This is a genomic window from Chitinophaga vietnamensis (genome assembly GCF_902167635.1).
Lineage (GTDB): Bacteria > Bacteroidota > Bacteroidia > Chitinophagales > Chitinophagaceae > Chitinophaga > Chitinophaga vietnamensis.
In genome coordinates this window covers 116298-133765 of the sequence record NZ_CABHMS010000009.1, presented here as the reverse complement: position 1 = coordinate 133765, position 17468 = coordinate 116298, and the positions used below count along the sequence as shown (strand labels likewise).

Sequence of the window (17468 nt, the reverse complement as noted above, 5' to 3'; positions counted from 1 at the left end):
CGCAGGATTGCTTATAAACCTTTCCTGGCCAGCCTGTTCTGGCGCGCCACGCGCAGCATTTGCAGCAATACCGACAGCATGATGCAGGCTAAGCCGCCATAGAAGGCCGGGTTGAGGTATTTATTTTCATGGAAGAGCAGGAAAGCCAGCACGATACTGTATACCGGTTCCAGGTTGAAACAGAGGTTGACGGTGAAGGCAGATATCTTTTTCAGGGCCTCCATGCTCAGGAGGTACATGCATACGGTGCAGGCCCAGGCAAGGATCAGCAGGTAGATCCAGTCCATGGTACCGGGCATCAGGGAAGGTACCGGGAACGCATATACGTAGAATGGCAGCCCCAGTGTGAGCACTACAAAACCGGTAGACAGCTCATAGAACGTGATGGTGCGGGTATCAAAACGTTTGATGAGCCTTTTGTTGAAAACGGTGAACAGTGCGGCAAACATTGCGGAAATGATGCCCAGTATGATACCCGTGCGGAACTGCGTATCAAAATGAAAGATGAGCAGGATACCGCTGAGCGTGAGCAGGCTAAGCAGCAATTCCGCCACATCAAAGCGGCGGCGGTTGATGAGCGGGTCGAAGATAGCGGTGAAGAGGCTGGTGAGAGAAAAGCAGACCACTCCGATGGATACATTCGCGTATTTGATACTGCCGTAGAAGAACAGCCAGTGCAGGGCTACCACTACGCCGGTGGCGCCGATCGGCAGTATATCTTTCCAGGGCAATTTCCTGAAAGTGCCTTGAACACGGAACAATATGTATAAAGTAACAGCAGTGATCAGTAAGCGGTACCACACCAGCAGGCCTTCGTTCAGGGAGATGAGTTTGCCGAGGATGCCCGTAAAACCAGCCAGGAATACGGATAGGTGCAGTTGAAGAAATGCTTTTTTCATTTACGGATTTACGGATTTATTGATTTATGGATTTGTTGATCGCTTCAAATCAATCAACAAATCCGTAAATCAATAAATCCCTCAATATCTTTTAGTTTCTTACTCGTTTCTTATAATGCCGGAACAGGCTTTGCCACTGGATCTTGAGCACGCCGAGTATGCCTTCTTTCACGATGCCTTTACTCATTTTGGAGTAGCCTTCTTTCCGGTCTTTGAAGGTGATGGGTACTTCTTTGATGCGGAAGCCCAGTTTCCAGGCGGTGAATTTCATTTCGATCTGGAAAGCGTAGCCTACGAACTGGATCTGATCCAGGTTGATGGCTTGCAGCACTTCATTGCGATAGCAAACGAATCCGGCGGTGGGGTCTTTTACGGGCATCCAGGTGATGATGCTCACATAGATGGAGGCGCCGTAGGATAATACGGCACGGTCCCATGGCCAGTTTTCGGTTTTGCCGCCTTTCACGTAGCGGGAGCCCACAGCCACATCGGCGCCGTCTTTGGCGCAGGCGTCGTAAAGGCGTACCAGGTCTTTCGGATTGTGGGAGAAGTCGGCATCCATTTCAAAAATGTACTGGTAATTGTTGGCCAGCGCCCATTTGAAACCATGGATATAGGCAGTGCCAAGGCCCTGCTTGCCGGATCTTTCTTCCAGGAACAATTGGCCTGGAAACTGCTGCTGTAGCGACTTTACAATAGCGCCGGTGCCATCCGGGGAGCCATCATCGATGATGAGGACATGAAAATCCTGCTGTAAGGAAAATACAGCGTCAATGATGTTCCGGATATTATCCTTTTCATTGTACGTAGGTATAATGACAAGCTTTTCCAATTCAGCCGAATATTTTAGGACTGCGAAAATAGTTCAATTCGCCCGCAAGTTATGATGTTCTAAAAAAAGATTACATTTTTTTTAACATCATATTATAATAGATTTCTGACAGTTTTTGTTTGGTATTCAGCGGAAAATCTGCTTTCATCATCCAATCATAATACTGTGGCTCTATCTTGAGCACTTCGCGCACGGGGCGTCCTTTATATTTACCGAAGTTGAATACTTCCTGTCCGCCCTGCATCACGATGCGGCGGGCGAAGTCAATATATTCTTCTTCTTTGGTGAAATCAGCGAGGGCGTCGATATCACATTTCAGCTGTTCATAGCGGCCCAGCTGGGCTTCGAGTATCTCGTAAGTGGCCAGGGCGTCGGCTTCGGCGCTGTGGGCATTTTCGAGTTGTTTATCGCAATAGAATTTATAAGCGGCAGCCAGCGTACGTTTTTCCATCAGGTGGAAGATGCGCTGTACATCTACAAACTTCCTCTTGGATACATCGAAGTCCATTTCTGCGCGGAGAAATTCTTCTACGAGCAGGGGGATATCGAAGCGATTGGAGTTATAGCCGGCGAGGTCGCAGTTATCGAGGAACTGTTTCAGCTCATTGGCGGCCTGTTTGAAGGTGGGGGCGTCTTTCACATCTTCATCCTTGATACCATGGATCGCTGTGGATCCGGCGGGGATGGGCATGCCGGGGTTGATGCGTTTTACTTTCGACTGCGTTGTTTTATCAGGAAATACTTTGATGATCGCGATTTCGATGATGCGGTCGGAAGCCACGTTGGTTCCGGTGGTTTCCAGATCAATGACGGCCAGCGGCCTTTTGAGGAGCAAAGAAGGCATTATAGTGATTTGAGAATTTATGGATTTATTGATTTATTGATTGAGATATTTGGAAAGTGTGTTGAAATCGAGGCCGTCGTAGGTACCAGAGCTCATTAGCAGGAGGTTGGCATCTTTGTATGACTGTTGTGACAGAAATGTTTCGAGTGCTTCGCGTTCATGGAAGATATGCAAATCTTTCCGGCCAAACCTTGCGGCAATGAGGGCAGGATCGAGGTCGGGCATGCGTTTGATTTCGAGCGCATGTTTGCTGTAAAATACTGCGGCTACATCTGCGGGGTCCATAGCGCCATGGTATTGGCTGAGGAAGTCCGCATTGAGGCTGCTGTAGGTATGTAGTTCCAGTACGGCGATGAGGCGGCGTTCGGGGAACTGTTGCTTTACGGCTTCCATGGTGGCTTTCACCTTGGAGGGAGCGTGTGCGAAATCGCGGTAGATAACGGTGTGCTCATTTTTTGCTACCAGCTCCAGGCGCTTGGCGGCGCCTTTAAAAGTGGCGATGGCTTGCAGGAAGGCTTCATCAGAGATGCCCAGTTCATTACATACGAGTTTGGCGGCGTGCATGTTGAGGAGGTTATGACCGCCGAACACTTCCAGGTCGGCATAGCCTTCATCAAAGAACACACGGGTAATGCCGTTGCGTATCATATGGATCGGGGTATTGTATGGCACAAGGCGCAGGTGGCGGCCTTCGGCGGCCACCAGGCTGCCGAGTTCTTCATCGCCGCTGTTGTAGATGAGCACTTGCCCGGGTTCCATCTGGCGGATGAAGATGGCGAATTGTTCTTTGTATATCTCGTAAGTGGGGAACACGTTGATATGATCCCATGCGATGCCGGTGAGCACGGCCACCTGCGGGTGCAGGAAATGGAATTTGGGCCTTTTCTCGATCACGGATGCAGGGTATTCGTCGGCCTCGCATACGATGATGGGCGCGTCGGTAATGTTGACCGACTGTGCAAAGCCTTCCAGGCGGGCGCCTACGAGGTAGTCGAAGGCTTTGTGGCAGGCTTGCAGTACGTGCATGATCATGGCGGTGGTGGTAGTTTTACCATGACTACCGCCAACGGCTACACGCAATTTGTTTTTACTTTCCTGGTAGATGTATTCCGGGAAGGAGTATATTTTCAGGTTCAGTTCCCGTGCGCGTATCAGTTCGGGGTTATCGGCCCGGGCATGCATGCCGAGGATTACGGCGTCGAGGTCGGGGGTGATGCGTGCAGCATCCCACCCGAGGGAGGCTGGCAGTATGCCTGCCTCACGCAGGTTGCCAAGCGCCGGTTCAAATATCTCGTCGTCGCTGCCGCTAACGATATATCCTTTGTGCTTCAGTGCTATGGCCAGCTGGTGCATCACGCTTCCGCCTATCGCAATAAAATGTACTTTTGCCATGGTGAATATTTTCGGATTTCCGGATGTAAGAATGTGAGAATGTAAGAATGTAAGAATGTGAGAATTTACGGATTTAGGGATTTGAAATAAATCCGTAAATCCACAAATTCGAAAATCCGAAAATTCTTAATCTGGAAATTCCCAAATACATAGTGTTGTTTTTTCTAATGTATTTTTTATATTTGCAAAATAACGTTACAAAAGACGATTAAAAAAGTTGTCATAGCATAAATTCTGATGAATTTTCGTTTTACTAAATAAATCCTCCCTGTATGAAATCTTATGTAAGAATTTTGGGCTACGCCGGTATGGTTTGTATCTTTGCTGCTTTCTTAACATCCTGCGCCACGCATCAGAAACTGGGCTGCCCGATGAGAGGGATGGCAAAGGCGCCTGTCGCAGAGCATAGCAAACATTGTTAGTGAAATGAATTGGATAACGTTAACCAACGAAGAACAACTGCAGGAGATCAATACGGCATCCGGGCATCAGCCGGTAGTCATTTTCAAGCACAGCACGCGGTGCTCCATCAGCTCTATGGCGAAATCCCGCCTGGAGCGTGCAGTTGAGCCGGAAGGGTTAACGTTTTACTATCTCGATCTGATCAACTATCGTCACATCTCCAACAAAATATCCGAAATCTACCACATTCCGCACGAATCTCCGCAGGTGCTGGTGATCCGCAATGGTCAATGTATTTACGATGAAAGCCATAACGGCATCCGTATGGAGGACATTGCCGCCGAGGCAGGCCTGTAAGCATGGCTGCAAATGCTGCATATTACCTAGCTTTGCAGCATGAAACATCGTATAGTAGTTGCAGTTACAGGGGCCAGCGGTTCTATTTATGCGCGCCAGCTGCTGCAAAAGCTCCATGCTGCGCAGGATCAGCTGGATGAAGTAGCCGTAGTGATGACGGAAAACGCTAAAACCGTTTGGCAAACAGAACTCAGAAATGAGGAATACAATCAGCTGCCCTTCCGCGTTTATGGTCAGCAGGATTTTCATGCACCCTTTGCCTCCGGCTCCGGACGCTTCAATACCATCATCATCTGTCCCTGTTCTATGGGCACGCTGGGCCGCATCGCCACCGGTATCTCCAACGACCTGATCACCCGTGCCGCCGATGTGGTGCTGAAAGAACGGCGCAAACTCATTTGCGTGGTAAGGGAAACGCCTTATAACCTTATGCACATCCGCAATATGGAAACGGTGACCCTCGCAGGCGGCATCATCTGCCCGGCTACGCCATCATTCTACAGCGTGCCCACCACGATCGAAGAGGTGGCCGGCACCGTGGTGGACCGTATCATCGATCTCGCCGGTATCGAACAGCAAACATACCGCTGGGGCAGCGATAGCAATAATAAAGCTGAATAATTATCTTCGTACCTTATTTTCATCAACATGCAGATCGCAATTATCAATGGCCCTAACCTGAACCTGCTGGGCAAACGGGAACCGGGTATCTATGGCAGTGAGTCTTTTGAAGATTACCTGCAACAGCTGAAAGAGCAATACCCTGCCGTGACGTTCAGCTATTTTCAGAGTAACGTAGAAGGAGAGATCATCAATTACCTGCACCAGGTGGGCTTTTCCGCCGATGGCATCCTGCTGAATGCAGGCGGTTACACCCATACTTCTGTGGCTATCCGCGATGCCATTGCCGCGATCAAAACACCGGTGATAGAAGTGCATATCAGCAACGTATACGCGCGGGAAGAGTTCCGGCATACTTCTCTGATAGCGCCTAAATGCGTGGGCAGCATCTGTGGCCTGGGCATGAAAGGATATAAGCTGGCAGTAGCCTACTTTCTGTAATCATATCAATAAAAAAGCGTCCACCCTTGCAGGGGTGGACGCTTTTTTATTGCCTATCATTTAGCAGCATGCTGCTTTCTCTTCTTTGAAAGCTTCGCGGGGCTTGAGTCCCAGCAGTTCAAACATCATGCGGTCATGTTCGAGCGAAGGATTGTCGGTGGTGAGCAGTTTATCCCCGGTGAAGATAGAGTTGGCGCCTGCCATGAAACACAGCGTTTGATCGGCCATGCTCATTTCTGCGCGACCGGCGCTGAGGCGCACCATTGATTTCGGCATCAGGATGCGGGCGGTGGCGATCATGCGCACCATATCCCAGAACTCCACTTTCGGCAGATGTTCCAGCGGCGTGCCTTTTACGCGGGTGAGCGCGTTGATGGGCACGGAATCCGGATGCTCGGGCAGGTTGCTCAGGGTGTGCAACATACCGATGCGGTCTTCATGGGATTCTCCCAGCCCGATAATACCGCCGCAACACACGCTCACGCCGGCTTTACGGACGTTGTCGAGTGTTTGAAGACGGTCGTCATAAGTACGGGTGGAGATGATCTCACTATAATGTTCGCGGGATGTATCCAGGTTGTGGTTGTAAGAATAGAGGCCGGCATCGGCGAGCTTTTTCGCCTGCTCTTCGGTGAGCATGCCCAGTGTGCAGCATACTTCCATGCCCAGTTCATTCACGCCTTTTACCATATCGAGCACGCGGTCGAAGTCGCGGTTATCGCGTACTTCGCGCCAGGCGGCGCCCATGCAGAAACGGGTGGAACCCGCTTCCTTGGCCTTTTGCGCGTATTTCAGTACTTCGTCTTTTTGCATGAGGGCATGCACATTGATATCGGTATTGTATCGAGCAGCCTGCGGACAGTAGGCGCAATCTTCCGGACAGCCACCGGTTTTGATGGACAACAGTGTGCACACCTGTACTTCAGCGGTATCCTGGTATTCGCGGTGCACAGAGGCTGCGCGGTATACCAGTTCCAGCAGAGGTGTGTTGTAGATATCGTGGATCTCTTCTATCGTCCAGTCATGACGGATCTGCATATGTGATGAATTTAAAATCAGAGATATTGGAAATTTGTTTTTGGTGTAATGTTGAGTAAGGTATGGTAGATGAGTTGGATGGTATTTTCGATATCATCTTTTTTCACCATTTCCACCGTGGTGTGCATATAGCGCAGCGGGAGGCTGATCAATGCAGATGGCGTACCATCGTTGGAGTAGGCAAAAGCATCTGTATCGGTGCCGGTGCTGCGGCTTACAGCGTGCAGCTGGTAAGGGATATCGTTTTTCTTCGCTGTTTTGATGATGAGATCGCGCAGGATGTTATGTACTGCGGGGCCGTAGGTGATGCTGGGGCCACTACCGCATTTGATCTCGCCTTCGATGTTCTTGTTGATCATCGGGGTGGTGGTATCATGCGTAACGTCGGTGATAATGGCCACATTCGGTTTGATACGTTTGGCGATCATTTCGGCGCCGCGCAGGCCTACTTCTTCCTGTACTGCATTGACGATGTAGAGGCCGAAGGGCAGTTCCTGTTTTTTCTCTTTCAGGAGGCGGGCTACTTCCGCGATCATGAAGCCGCCAATGCGGTTATCGATGGCGCGGCAGATATAGTAGTCGTAGTTGAGTTCTTCGAAACCATCTTCAAAAGTGCATACACAGCCTACATGGATGCCGAGGTCTTCTACTTCCTTGCGGGAGCGGGCGCCGCAATCCAGGAAGATATTTTCCACTTTAGGTTGTGGTTCTTTGCCTTCGGTGCTGCGCATGCGGGTATGGATGGCGGGCCATCCGAATACGGCTTTCACGATGCCTTTTTCGGTATGTATGTTCACCCGCTTGCTGGGCGCGATCTGCTGATCGGAGCCACCATTGCGGATCACATAGATCAGGCCTTCCGGGGAGATATAGTTCACGAACCAGGAGATCTCGTCGGCATGCGCTTCTATCACCACTTTGAAAGGCGCTTTGGGATTGATCACGCCCACAACGGAGCCATAGGCATCCACGAAATGTTCGTCGATATAAGGGGTGATATATTTCAGCCAGAGCTTTTGCCCTTCTTTCTCGAAGCCGGTAGGAGACGGATTGTTCAGGTAGTCTTTCAGGAATGCCAGTGATTCCTTGCCCAGTATGGATTTCTGCTTTTTAGACATAGTTTTTTCCGATTGTGACCGGACAAATGTAGAATATTTACGGATTTTTTGATTTTTTGATTTTGGGATTTGAGGGAGAAGGTTTTATGAGATGAGGAGCCAGGCGAGGTGCAGCAGGGCAGAGAGCATCATGAAACCGTCGAGCACGAAGTAGAACATATAATCAGAGCGGGTCTGCTGCGCCTTGCGGGTGATGAGCGCGGTGGCGGCAGAGGCAAACAGCAGTGTGCCGATCACCGGCCAGGAGGTGTAAGGGTAGAGGAAAACCGCGCTGAGTGCGGCCGTCAGCAGGGAAAGATAATACAGCCGGTTCAGGTCTTTTTCGTTGAGATAGGTGATGAGGCTGCGGATACCTTCCTTTTTATCGGACTCCAGATCGCGGTAATCGAAGAGGATGCAGATGGCATAGATGAGTGCAAAGCGGTGCAGCGTGAAGAGGACCACCGGGGCGTTTATCCGCTGATCTGCTATCAGTGCGGGCAGCAGCGTGGTGACGTAGGTCCATACGAAGGTGAGGAACAATGTTTTTCCTATCGCAATGCGGCGCAGCCACATAAAAGTTTTATGCGGCACCTTGGGCGCAGAATAGAGGAACGTGAGGATGGCCGCGCCACTCAATGCCAGCCAGTGGCCGCGCAGCGGCCAGAAGAAATACAGGGCGCCCAGCAGCCCAATGCCGCATAGCACCAGCATCAGCAGCCGGTGACGTTCTCCCCACATCAACCTTTCAGAAGAGGAATAGCTGCCAGGCGTAAGGTACCAATGAAAATTATAACTGCATATAGTGGAGAAAAATACGAAGCAGTAAAAATCGTGGCGATCATAATAATAGAGATGCAGCACCTGGTCAGTCTGCCATATCATGAGCAGTGCGCACAGTGAGATATAAACAGAGGTAAAGAGAAAATAATTGAAAGCAGTTCTGAGCATGGAGCTGAATTTGAAGATTACACGCAAAGCAGCGTAAGCAGCAGAGCAGCAAAGAGCGCTGCGCGCAAATGCACCATAGAGATCGCGGGCGTAGCCCGCCTTTGCTGCTCTGCTGCTTACGCTGCTTTGCGTGAGACCTTCTACAAAGGTATGTTGCCGTGTTTTTTTCTCGGCATGTTTACCACTTTATTTTCCAGCATGCTGAACCCTTTGATGAGTTTGATGCGTGTTTGATCGGGGATGATCACTTCGTCGATATATCCTTTTTCGGCTGCCAGGTAAGGGTTGGCGAATCTTTCGGTGTAATCGTTCACGAGCTCGTTCATGCGCGTTTCCGGATCGGCGGCGGTATCGATCTCTTTTTTGAAGAGGATCTCTACAGCGCCTTTGGCGCCCATTACAGCGATTTCAGCTTGCGGAAATGCGAAGTTGAGATCGGCGCCGATATGTTTGGAGTTCATCACGCAATAGGCGCCGCCATAGGCTTTGCGGGTGGTGACGGTGATCTTCGGCACAGTGGCTTCGCAGAGGGCATAGAGCAGTTTGGCGCCATTGGTGATGATGCCATTCCATTCCTGGTCGGTGCCGGGCAGGAAGCCGGGAACATCCACTAGTACAAGCAGCGGCACATTGAAGGCATCGCAGAAACGGGTGAAGCGCGCGCCTTTTACAGAAGCGTGTATATCCAATACGCCCGCCAGGTGAGCCGGCTGATTGGCTACAATACCGATGCTGCGGCCGGCGATGCGGGCAAAGCCTACGATCAGGTTTTCCGCAAAATCTTTATGTACTTCAAAAAAACTATCAGCATCCGTGATCTGTTCGATCACTTCCTTCATATCATAAGGCTGGTTGGGATTGGCGGGAATCAGTTGATTGAGCGTTTCCCTCACTTCATTGGCTGCCTCGTAAGGGTATACCGGCGCGGTTTCTTCACAGTTCTGCGGGATATAGCTCAGCAGCCTTTTGATGTTCTGGATACATTCCACTTCGTTGGCGCAGGAGAAATGTGTAACGCCGCTTTTGGTAGCATGCGTTTGTGCGCCGCCCAGTTCTTCCGAGGTTACTTCTTCATGGGTAACGGTTTTCACCACGTTGGGACCTGTTACGAACATGTAGGAAGTTTGTTCCACCATCATGATGAAATCGGTGATAGCGGGAGAATATACAGCGCCGCCGGCACAAGGCCCCATGATGGCGCTGATCTGCGGGATCACGCCGGAGGCGCGGGTGTTGCGGTAGAAGATATCAGCATATCCGCCAAGACTTACCACCCCTTCCTGTATACGTGCGCCGCCACTGTCGTTCAGGCCAATGAGCGGTGCGCCATTGTTCATGGCGAGGTCCATGATCTTGCAGATCTTGCGGGCGTGGGGTTCCGACAGGCTGCCGCCGTAAACGGTGAAATCCTGGGAGAACACATATACCAGGCGTCCGTTAATGGCGCCGAAGCCGGTCACTACGCCGTCGCCGGGAAATTGTTCCTGATCGGTGGTGAGGCCGCGGTTACGGTTGGTGACTAACATATCCAGTTCTTCGAAAGATCCTTCATCCAGCAACAGCTGTAGGCGTTCGCGGGCTGTGAGCTTGCCTTTCTTGTGTTGTGATGCGATACGTACTTCACCACCGCCCAGCATCGCTTCGGCCATCTTCGACTGTAATTCCTCTATTTTATTCATGCGCGGAAAAATATGATGATCTAAAAATAAAAGGATTCCTTATGTTAAAAGGAATCCTTTATATGATGTAAATGTAAAGGTTTTTGGCTATTGTTTGATGATAGGTAGTTTAGGCGTGATAATAGTATCGCTGTGATGCCCGGCTTTATCTACAATGAAAACCCTGAACCAGATGCTGTCCGGGCGGGTGCCGGTGCCTTCCACCCATCCGCGGAAATCGGAGGTGCCCAGGTGCAGGCTCACTTCAGCATCTACGCTATGACCTTCATGCTGGCCGATATTGGGCATCTTCCATACCTGGAATACCGGTACGGTGGCAGGTGGAATATAATAATGTCTTTCCCAGGCGATGGTATCTTCAATATCGCCATCGCCATCTTTTACATTTAATATAATATCGAGATTGGTAGTAGCAGTGGTAAGCGCGGATGTAGAGTAGCCTTTGAAGGTAAGGATGGGTTTTGAGCCGTAATTATCTTTTTTACAAGCGTAAAAAAGGCCGGTTAAAAGGATCAGTATCAGGAATTTCTTCATAAAACAAACGTACATTAATTTAGGTAATATACAAATTATCGGCTATCTCCATGTATCTCCTACAAAACGTTTTTTTATAGCAATTGTTACTTGCTGTGGGGAAATTTATTCTTCTCCCTAACTTTGTGCGGTTTTAAAGATCGATCAAGATGAACAAAGTTTCTCCGGAATATATTTTCTCTCTACAGCCAGGCGGCCTGGAAGTCGCTGCACTGGAGCTTTTCCGCTTCCAGTACCGCGAAAATGCCCTTTACCGGGCCTATACCGATGCGCTGCACATACAGCCGGACCAGGTGAAAAGTATATTGGAGATTCCCTATCTGCCAATACAGTTCTTTAAAACACACCAGGTGGTTTGTGGTACGTTTGAGCCGCAGCTGATCTTTGAGAGCAGCGGCACTACGCAAACGGTCAATAGCCGTCACCTCGTGAAAGATGCCGCCATTTACACACAGAGTTTCATGACGGCCTTTGAGCAATTTTATGGCCCGGTGAGCGATTATGTGGTGGTAGGCCTGTTGCCCTCGTACCTGGAACGCCAGCATTCATCGCTGGTGTGTATGGTACAGGAGATGATTGTGCGGAGCGGACGTGAGGAGAGCGGCTTCTATTTATATGAGCATGATAAATTATTCCATCAGCTACAAGCCCTGGAGGCTCGCGGACAGCGGGTGTTGCTGATCGGCGTAACCTTTGGCCTGCTGGATTTTGCAGAAAAATATTCCTTGCAGTTATCACATACCATTGTAATGGAAACCGGCGGCATGAAAGGACGCCGGGAAGAATGGACCCGCCAGGAAGTGCATGCCTTCCTGCAGGAAAAACTGGGCGTGCCGGTGATCCATGCGGAATACGGCATGACGGAACTGCTGTCGCAGGCCTATTCCAAAGGCAATGGCCTTTTCCAGACGCCGCCCTGGATGCAGGTGCTGCTGCGCGATGAGAACGACCCTTTCGATATCCGCGCTGGCAAAGGCGCCGGGGTAATCAACGTCATCGACCTGGCCAATATCTGGTCCTGCGCTTTTATCGCCACAGAAGATATCGGGAAGATGCATGATGATGGCCGCTTTGAAGTGTTGGGCCGATTGGATAATTCAGCTTTGCGTGGGTGCAGCCTGATGGTATCATAGTGAGGGATTTACGGATTTATTGATTTACGGATTTACGGATTTTCGTATTTACGGATTTGTGGAAACGGCAATACCTTGCTTTTGAAGTATTTCAGTTTCCACAAATCCGTAAATACGAAAATCCGTAAATCAATAAATCCGTAAATCTATTTCACAATGCCTTTGGCCAGCTGCAGCAATGCCGGCAGTTTGGCGGGTTCGTGCATGATGGCGGCAATGGCGGGCATGTATGGGAAGGAATGATGATCCATGCCGAAGCGGTTCAGCAGGTATACATCCAGTTGTTCCGGTGCGGTGCGGCCCTGGATATAATCAGATATATAAAAAAGGAAACGTTGTTGTTCGTTGTCGGTGAGCAGTACGAGGGCGATCTTATCTTTCAGCGGATGATGGCGGTTTGATTGAAAAATTTCGAGTGCCTGCTCGTAGTGGGCGTTGGTGAGCACGCTGTGATGTTGTGGCAGCAGTTGTGAACAAAAGTAGTCTACTGCAATATCGTCGAAGAAACCTTCGCCGGCATCATTGCCGGGTTCGTTGTGCCAGGTAGCCCAACGGAAAAAGTCGTCCTTGCTGATACGGCCTGCCAGCAAGGCTTCCAGCTGATGAATCATGCCGGCACGGGTGGGTGCGGTATCAGCGGCATCAGCCAATGTATGAACGATCTCTTCGTAATAATTTTCATTCACATCCCGCGCGGTATCAAGGATTACCTGCGTAATGTCACCTCTGTATGTTGTGTTGGTATCGTGTAGCGGTATCAGCTCCTGCGTCACTTCTGCGCTCGTTTTAGTTCCGTTTAGATACGCCTTCACCAATGTAACAAAGTAGGTGGATGTTACAGGAGGCATGTTTTTTTTCATGGGCCGTCTGTTATGTTATTGTAGGTCACCGAAACTATCCGCAAGGTATAGTATATGGATGTACGTTATATTAAAGACCGCTTAAAAAGCCTTTAAAAATAGATTAGTTACTGCGCCTCAAAAATAGGACATTTTATTTATTAACATTTTTTTGGGTGTGTTCGGCAAACTAAAACCTTTAACTTTCCGTATGCTTTTTATGTAAACCGGAATATATGCCAGAGGAGCGACTAGTTACCGTTCAGCCCAGCGCCTGGGTACAGCGTTATGCAGATGATCTGTACCGCTTTGCCCTTTCCCGTACGGGAGATAATGCGCTTGCGCAGGACCTTGTGCAGGAAACCTTCCTGGCGGCTTTACAGGCACAGGCGCAGTTCAAGGGCGAGAGCAGCGAAAAAAGCTGGCTGACGGCCATCCTCAAGAACAAGATCATTGACCATTACCGTAAATCCAGACGTAGCGGGATAACGGTAAGTATAGATGAAGAGCATACCGGCGACAGCGACCCGCATCATTTTTTCTTCGATGAAAAGGGCCACTGGCGCAAGAATATGGCGCCGCAGCCTTGGGCGCCAATGTCTCATTCTCCCCAGGAACAGCATGAATTTTACCGTATACTACACGCTTGTATCAGGAAATTGAAAGGCTTGGGCCAGGCCGTATTTAACCTCAAACATCTCGAAGAAAAAAAATCTGAAGAAATTTGTAAGGATCTTTCCATCAGCGCGTCAAACTACTGGGTGCTCATGCACCGGGCCAAATTGCAAATGAGGGCCTGCCTGGATAAAAACTGGTTCAGTAATTGAGATGAAGAAACACAAACATTCATGGATGCCTAGCTGTAAAGACGCCACTATGCTGGTGGAAAAGCGCTTGCAGCAGCCCGTCTCCTTTATTGAAAGAATGGGACTAGCATTGCATCTGCTGATATGTAAATATTGCAGACGGTATGCAAAACAAAGCAGCATCATTGATGCCGCCGTACATGAAAGCCAGGAACAGCAGCCCTCCGCAACAAATGATGTCCTCGATGAAAACATCAAACAGGCCTGGGAAAACATGATCGCCGAAAACATGAAAAAAAATAATGGAGAAAACCTGTAAGGATTACCTGTAAGCTGCGTCTTATTTCCAACAATCATATTTCACTCAGTCTTTTAAACACTTGAAACATGGAAAACAACAAATCAATTAACAAGAAAGTATTGTTTTCAGGCTCTCTCGTAGCCGGCGCTATCCTGGGCCTGGCGAGCCTGCATGTAAATGCCAATCCTGCAAGTTACACGAACCTGGGCACCGGCGCCGCTGTAAGAGATGCGCTGACAGGCAACCACACTGCTGCTAATGCTATAGAGCTGGCATGCGGTGCGAAAAAAGATTCTGCTGCCGTAGGCGGTAAATCCAAAGAAGGTAAATGCGGCCAAGGCAAATGCGGCGAAGGCAAATGTGGCGACAAAAAAGGCAAAGGTGGCAAAGGCCACAAAGCTAAAAAAGACAGCACCAAAGCCGGCCAGTAATCTCATCATCTGAAAGGCCGGTAAATACAGCAGTACCGGCCTTTCTATCTTAAATCTCCTGTTATGGTAGGTATAGGATTCCGGCGTGAATTTGCCGGCGAAATAATTGAAGGATCCCTTATCAAGCCCGATTTCATTGAGTTTGCGCCAGAGAACTGGATGGGCATCGGCGGTTACTGGAAGAAAATATTGCACCAGGTTGTGGAAAAATATCCGGTGCTATGCCACGGATTGTCCCTTTCCATCGGCAGTCCGGAGGAGCTGGACCGCGCTTTCCTGCAGTATGTGAAGGCTTTTCTGGATGAATACAAAGTACAGCTGTATTCCGAACATCTCAGCTATTCCAAATGCGACAACGCACATATGTATGATCTGCTGCCCATTCCTTTCCGGATGGATGCCGTGAAACATATTGCAGGCCGCATCCGGCAGGTGCAGGACTATCTCCGGCGGCCGATCGCGATGGAAATTGTTTCCTACTATACGCCGGTAGCGGCAGAGATGAGCGAAGCGGATTTCATCTGTGAAATCGTGCGGCAGTCGGGCTGCCAGCTCTTACTGGATGTGAACAACATCTATGTAAATGCCTTCAATCATCAGTACAATGCGAAAGATTTTATACGGCAGCTGCCATTGGATAAAGTAGCCTATATTCATATGGCGGGCCACGAACAGGTGGCGCCGGACCTCATCATCGACACACATGGCGAAGCGATCATCGATCCGGTATATGAGCTTTTTGAATGGACATTGCAATACCTGAAACCCGTGCCGGTGCTGCTAGAAAGGGATTTCAATATCCCGGAGATGGAAGCGCTGCAAGGCGAGCTGACCAAACTGAAACAGATCTGTCACCAACAATGGACTTCAAAAAATGAACTTGTCGCCTGACACTTATCATATCCAGCAGTCGTTTTCGCACTACTGCCGCACCGGGGAAAAAGTGAAGCTCCCCGGCGCATCGCAACAGCGCCTGAAATACTACCGTGAGCTGGTTTTCAACGTGATCAAAGACACGATGGAAGGCGCATTTCCCATTGCCTTTAAAAATATTCCTGCCCGTAAATGGAGCAGTATGGTGAAAACATTTTTCGCCAACCATGCTTGTCAGTCATACCAGGTGTGGAAGCTGCCGCTTGAGTTTTACACTTATGCGGTAGAACATAACTGGGAAGAGGCCTATGGCATTCCCTACCTCAACGATTTGCTCGGTTTTGAATGGGCCGAGATGGAAGTATATAATATGGAAGATATAGCGGCGCCATCTTTCAACAAGAAGGGCGACTGGCTGCAAACCCCGCTGGTGCTGAATCCTGAGCATCGCCTGCTATCGCTCTCGTACCCGGTGCATACCGAAGCGGACGCACGCAAACTGGTGAAACGCAAGGGCGTTTATTTTGTATTGCTCTACCGCGATGCCGCCACCGGTAATGTACAATTTACTGATTTGTCGCCCTGGCTGGCCTTTGTGAGCGAGCAGCTGGTACACGGACTAACGGTAACGGATATACTCGAATTTGCCCCACGACTGGGTATAACGGGTACGGATACACTACAACATGATACCATTGCTTTCCTGCGGCATATGCAGCAGGAGGGCTTCGTCTTAGGCTTTCAATCCTGAAATCAATGAAAACATATGCTTCCTGGGCCCGGCGACTGTCGGCGCTCAAAGACCTCCCATTGCTGCTCATGCGGCTGGTATTGGCGTACGGATTCTATCATCCTGCCATGATGAAATGGAAAGATATGCACGCCATCGGCGATTGGTTTGCGCAGATGCATATTCCGCTGCCTTATGTAAATGCTTACGTGGTGGGCACTACAGAGGCACTGGGTGTGGTATTGCTCACGCTGGGGCTGTGGGTGCGTTACATCACGCTGCCGCTGATCTTCAGTATGGTGGTGGCCATTATCACCGTACACTGGGCCAACGGCTTCGAGGCCGGTGATAATGGTTTTGAGATCCCGTTGTATTATATCCTGATGTTATTCACCTTGCTGGTGTATGGCGCGGGCAGGGTTTCCATTGATCGTTCTCTGGAGAAGCGCTAATGCAGGTGTAAGGCAAAGCCTTTTTTATCTCCCTGGAAATGGTCTTTCAACACACCTGCTTCATCATAGTCTTTGCTGAAATAGCGGAACGGAATAGGCGCGGTGCTATCCAGCGATAGCAATCGGTCTTTCAGCGATGGCAGCAAAGCGTCTACCTCGGTTTCGGCGATGTGGTTGGCATTGTAAACAACGAAGGGCGGTAATGCCGACATGCCGGTATACCAGAAGATGCCGTGGTGGATGGGGAACAGCAGATCGTTGATCGATCCGTTGATGCCGGTTTCCAGGAACTGTTCGGGCGCTGCGCCGGCTGTAATGATGAGCATGGCCCGTTTGCCTTCCAGCGCACCGTGGCCGTAACGCTGGCCGGTGCCATAACCAAAGCCGTTGGTAAATACACGGTCTACCCAGCCTTTGAGGATGGCGGGCATACCGAACCACCACAGCGGGAATTGGAAGATGACCACATCTGCCCATCTCACTTTCTCCTGTTCCGTGCTGATGTCGATGGTTTGGGCGCCTTCAAGGAAAGCCTTTTTAGAGGCGTGGTTATAATAGAGCCGTGCGGCAGGGTCGAAGTGCTGGAAATCGTAGCCATCGGCCGCGGATTTCCATTGCTGGCGATAGAGGTCTGATACGGCCACTTCATGGCCCGCTTCCTGCAAATATTGTACAGCAGCGGTTTTCAGGCTGCCGTTGAGCGAGCGTAATTCCGGGTGTGCAAAAACGATCAAGACTTTCATGATTATCCTTTAATTTTGATGACGTAAAATTGTACAATTTTGTCGTCCTGATCCCTGTACAATTTTTCGTTTC

The 17468-nt window shown here is 49.8% G+C and carries 21 protein-coding genes; 10 read left to right on the top strand and 11 right to left on the bottom strand.

Going from position 1 to position 17468, the window contains the following annotated elements; genetic code table 11:
- Positions 1-11 precede the first annotated feature (11 nt).
- From FPG75_RS22390 to FPG75_RS22375, 4 genes are all read right to left on the bottom strand, one after another.
- Positions 12-899, bottom strand: coding sequence for a DMT family transporter (locus tag FPG75_RS22390; RefSeq protein ID WP_143310150.1), 888 nt, complete (start codon positions 897-899; stop codon positions 12-14).
- Positions 900-990: 91 nt separating this feature from the next.
- Entirely contained in the window at positions 991-1731 is a 741-nt protein-coding gene (locus FPG75_RS22385) for a polyprenol monophosphomannose synthase (protein WP_143310148.1), read from the bottom strand.
- A 70-nt stretch (positions 1732-1801) separates the two neighbouring features.
- Positions 1802-2575: a 3'-5' exonuclease gene (locus FPG75_RS22380; protein ID WP_143310146.1), complete on the bottom strand. Its 774-nt coding sequence runs from the start codon at positions 2573-2575 to the stop codon at positions 1802-1804.
- 33 nt (positions 2576-2608) lie between these two features.
- The gene (locus FPG75_RS22375; RefSeq protein WP_143310144.1) at positions 2609-3967 is read right to left on the bottom strand and encodes a UDP-N-acetylmuramate--L-alanine ligase; all 1359 of its coding nucleotides are present in this window, start codon (positions 3965-3967) and stop codon (positions 2609-2611) included.
- Positions 3968-4393: 426 nt separating this feature from the next.
- Here FPG75_RS22375 and ytxJ point away from each other — a divergent pair, with 426 nt between their 5' ends.
- Genes ytxJ through aroQ form a run of 3 tightly spaced genes read left to right on the top strand, consistent with a single transcriptional unit; the run spans position 4394 to position 5788 of the window.
- A complete protein-coding gene (gene ytxJ / locus FPG75_RS22370; RefSeq protein WP_143310142.1) occupies positions 4394-4726 on the top strand; it encodes a bacillithiol system redox-active protein YtxJ in 333 nt (110 codons plus the stop codon).
- Positions 4727-4765: 39 nt separating this feature from the next.
- Positions 4766-5347: a UbiX family flavin prenyltransferase gene (locus FPG75_RS22365; RefSeq protein WP_143310140.1), complete on the top strand. Its 582-nt coding sequence runs from the start codon at positions 4766-4768 to the stop codon at positions 5345-5347.
- Positions 5348-5374: 27 nt separating this feature from the next.
- Complete coding sequence (gene aroQ, locus FPG75_RS22360; protein ID WP_143310138.1) at positions 5375-5788, top strand: type II 3-dehydroquinate dehydratase; 414 nt, start codon at positions 5375-5377, stop codon at positions 5786-5788.
- Between the two features lie 60 nt (positions 5789-5848).
- On the opposite strand, the gene bioB is transcribed toward aroQ, so the two are convergent.
- The 5 genes from bioB to FPG75_RS22335 all read right to left on the bottom strand — a co-directional run bounded on the left by bioB (position 5849) and on the right by FPG75_RS22335 (position 11087).
- Positions 5849-6826: a biotin synthase BioB gene (gene bioB, locus FPG75_RS22355; RefSeq protein ID WP_143310136.1), complete on the bottom strand. Its 978-nt coding sequence runs from the start codon at positions 6824-6826 to the stop codon at positions 5849-5851.
- A 17-nt stretch (positions 6827-6843) separates the two neighbouring features.
- Complete coding sequence (locus FPG75_RS22350) at positions 6844-7944, bottom strand: M42 family metallopeptidase (RefSeq protein WP_143310134.1); 1101 nt, start codon at positions 7942-7944, stop codon at positions 6844-6846.
- 84 nt (positions 7945-8028) lie between these two features.
- The gene (locus tag FPG75_RS22345) at positions 8029-8874 is read right to left on the bottom strand and encodes a UbiA family prenyltransferase (protein WP_143310133.1); all 846 of its coding nucleotides are present in this window, start codon (positions 8872-8874) and stop codon (positions 8029-8031) included.
- Between the two features lie 140 nt (positions 8875-9014).
- Entirely contained in the window at positions 9015-10553 is a 1539-nt protein-coding gene (locus tag FPG75_RS22340) for an acyl-CoA carboxylase subunit beta (RefSeq protein WP_143310131.1), read from the bottom strand.
- Between the two features lie 87 nt (positions 10554-10640).
- Entirely contained in the window at positions 10641-11087 is a 447-nt protein-coding gene (locus tag FPG75_RS22335) for a hypothetical protein (protein WP_143310129.1), read from the bottom strand.
- 149 nt (positions 11088-11236) lie between these two features.
- Here FPG75_RS22335 and FPG75_RS22330 point away from each other — a divergent pair, with 149 nt between their 5' ends.
- Positions 11237-12220, top strand: a complete 984-nt coding sequence (locus FPG75_RS22330) for a LuxE/PaaK family acyltransferase (RefSeq protein ID WP_143310127.1) — start codon at positions 11237-11239, stop codon at positions 12218-12220.
- A 146-nt stretch (positions 12221-12366) separates the two neighbouring features.
- Here the strand turns inward: FPG75_RS22330 and FPG75_RS22325 are convergent, their stop codons facing one another.
- Complete coding sequence (locus FPG75_RS22325) at positions 12367-13080, bottom strand: hypothetical protein (RefSeq protein WP_143310125.1); 714 nt, start codon at positions 13078-13080, stop codon at positions 12367-12369.
- 215 nt (positions 13081-13295) lie between these two features.
- Between FPG75_RS22325 and FPG75_RS22320 the strand changes: the two genes are divergently transcribed.
- From FPG75_RS22320 to FPG75_RS22295, 6 genes are all read left to right on the top strand, one after another.
- Complete coding sequence (locus tag FPG75_RS22320; protein WP_143310123.1) at positions 13296-13886, top strand: sigma-70 family RNA polymerase sigma factor; 591 nt, start codon at positions 13296-13298, stop codon at positions 13884-13886.
- A 25-nt stretch (positions 13887-13911) separates the two neighbouring features.
- Positions 13912-14184: an anti-sigma factor family protein gene (locus FPG75_RS22315; protein WP_143310121.1), complete on the top strand. Its 273-nt coding sequence runs from the start codon at positions 13912-13914 to the stop codon at positions 14182-14184.
- Between the two features lie 68 nt (positions 14185-14252).
- Entirely contained in the window at positions 14253-14597 is a 345-nt protein-coding gene (locus tag FPG75_RS22310) for a hypothetical protein (protein ID WP_143310119.1), read from the top strand.
- 63 nt (positions 14598-14660) lie between these two features.
- On the top strand, positions 14661-15488 hold the full coding sequence (locus tag FPG75_RS22305; protein ID WP_143310117.1) for an HvfB family MNIO-type RiPP peptide maturase: 828 nt from the start codon (positions 14661-14663) through the stop codon (positions 15486-15488).
- Positions 15472-16221: an HvfC/BufC N-terminal domain-containing protein gene (locus tag FPG75_RS22300; RefSeq protein WP_143310115.1), complete on the top strand. Its 750-nt coding sequence runs from the start codon at positions 15472-15474 to the stop codon at positions 16219-16221. Before FPG75_RS22305 ends, FPG75_RS22300 begins: the two co-directional genes overlap by 17 nt.
- Before the next feature lie 5 nt (positions 16222-16226).
- Entirely contained in the window at positions 16227-16652 is a 426-nt protein-coding gene (locus tag FPG75_RS22295; protein ID WP_143310113.1) for an HvfX family Cu-binding RiPP maturation protein, read from the top strand.
- Here the strand turns inward: FPG75_RS22295 and FPG75_RS22290 are convergent.
- Positions 16649-17395 (bottom strand): NAD(P)H-dependent oxidoreductase, encoded by a 747-nt coding sequence (locus FPG75_RS22290; RefSeq protein WP_143310111.1) that lies wholly within the window; start codon positions 17393-17395, stop codon positions 16649-16651. The two genes, FPG75_RS22295 and FPG75_RS22290, sit on opposite strands and share 4 nt — an antisense overlap.
- Positions 17396-17468 lie beyond the last annotated feature (73 nt).